Origin of the sequence: Actinoplanes sp. NPDC048791, assembly GCF_040650095.1 — a bacterium.
Lineage (GTDB): Bacteria > Actinomycetota > Actinomycetes > Mycobacteriales > Micromonosporaceae > Actinoplanes.
Map to the genome: position 1 here is coordinate 1 of NZ_JBEZGQ010001581.1, position 1,358 is coordinate 1,358.

A 1,358-nucleotide genomic window follows, 5' to 3' on the forward strand; every position below is an offset into this window, starting at 1 on the left:
CGACCGACGAGATCATGGCCGAGATCGAGAAGCTGTCCGGCCAGGAGTACGCCGGCTGCTACAACGAGCTGTCCGCCGGGCAGTGAGGCTCAGCGCAGGGCCGGCAGCACCTTCGCGCCGAAGGTCTCCACGAACGGCAGCAGGTCCTGGCCCACGTGGTGCAGGTAAATCCGGTCGAAGCCCAGGGCCGCGTACCCGCGCAGCCACTCGATGTGCCGTTCCAGGTCGGCCGAGATGTTGACGACCTCGCGGACCTGATCCACGGTCACGTTCTTGGAGACCACGTCGAAGTGGTCCACGGTCTCCAGGTCCCAGCAGACCGGCGGCGGGAAGATGTTGCTGCGCCACTGGTCGTGGGCGATCCGCTCGGCCTCGGCCTCGGTCGGCGCCCAGCTCAGGTGCACCTGCAGGCTGATCGGCCCGCGCCCGCCCGCGTCCCGGTACGCCGCGATCATCTCGCGCAGCTTGTCCTCGGGGGCGTTCACGGTGACCAGGCCGTCGGCCCAGCCGGCGCACCACGCCGCCGTCTTGGTGCTGACGGCCGCACCGATCAGCGCCGGGGCCGTCTCGGGCCGGGTCCACAGCTTGGCCCGGTCGACCTTGACCAGGCCGTCGCGGGTGACCTCCTCGCCGGCGAGCATGTCGCGGATGACGCCGACGCACTCCAGCAGCCGGGCCTCCCGGACCTCCTTGCGGGGCCACGGCTCGCCGGTGATGTGCTCGTTGCTGTACTCCCCGCTGCCCAGCGCCGTCCAGAACCGGCCCGGATACATGGCGCCCAGGGTGCCGATGGCCTGGGCGATGATCGCCGGGTGGTAGCGCTGCCCGGGCGCGTTGACCACGCCGAAGGACAGGTTCGTGGCCTGCAGCGCGGCGCCGAGCCAGGACCAGGCGAACGCCGACTGGCCCTGCCGGGCGCTCCACGGCGAGAAGTGGTCGGAACACATCGCGGCGTCGAAACCGGCGCGTTCGGCGGCGACCACGGCGGCGAGGAGCTCGGCGGGCGGGATCTGCTCGTGCGAGGCATGGATGCCGTAGTCCGTCATGCCGCAGGTCGTACCCAGGCCGGCCCGGGGACAACCCCCCGCGCACCCGGACGGCTTAGCCTGAGGCCGTGACTCGATCGGTCTATCTCGACTGCGACACCGGCGTGGACGACGCGCTGGCCCTCGCCCTGCTGCTCGCCCAGCCCGGATCCGTCCTGGCGGGCATCGGCACGGTCAGCGGCAACACGGCCGCCGGCCAGGCCGCCCGCAACACGCTGAATCTGCTCGCCCTGGCCGGCCACGACGACATCCCCGTCGCCGTCGGCGCCCACCACTCGCTCGCCGGGACCTTCGGCAGCGGCGCGGACCGGG

At 72.2% G+C, this 1,358-nt stretch carries 2 protein-coding genes; one reads left to right on the forward strand and one right to left on the reverse strand.

Annotation, left to right across the window (positions count from 1 at the left end; translation table 11 throughout):
• Positions 1-89 precede the first annotated feature (89 nt).
• Positions 90-1,046: a TIGR03885 family FMN-dependent LLM class oxidoreductase gene (locus AB0C29_RS48665; RefSeq protein WP_360835201.1), complete on the reverse strand. Its 957-nt coding sequence runs from the start codon at positions 1,044-1,046 to the stop codon at positions 90-92.
• Between the two features lie 68 nt (positions 1,047-1,114).
• On the opposite strand from AB0C29_RS48665, the gene AB0C29_RS48670 reads away from it, so the two are divergent.
• Positions 1,115-1,358: nucleoside hydrolase (locus tag AB0C29_RS48670; RefSeq protein WP_360835203.1), on the forward strand; the 244-nt coding region annotated here is incomplete at its 3' end.

Excerpts from the sequence above, each read along its gene's own strand:
- AB0C29_RS48665 (WP_360835201.1), bottom strand. The coding sequence starts at position 1,046 with ATGACGGACTACGGCATCCATGCCTCGCACGAGCAGATCCCGCCCGCC.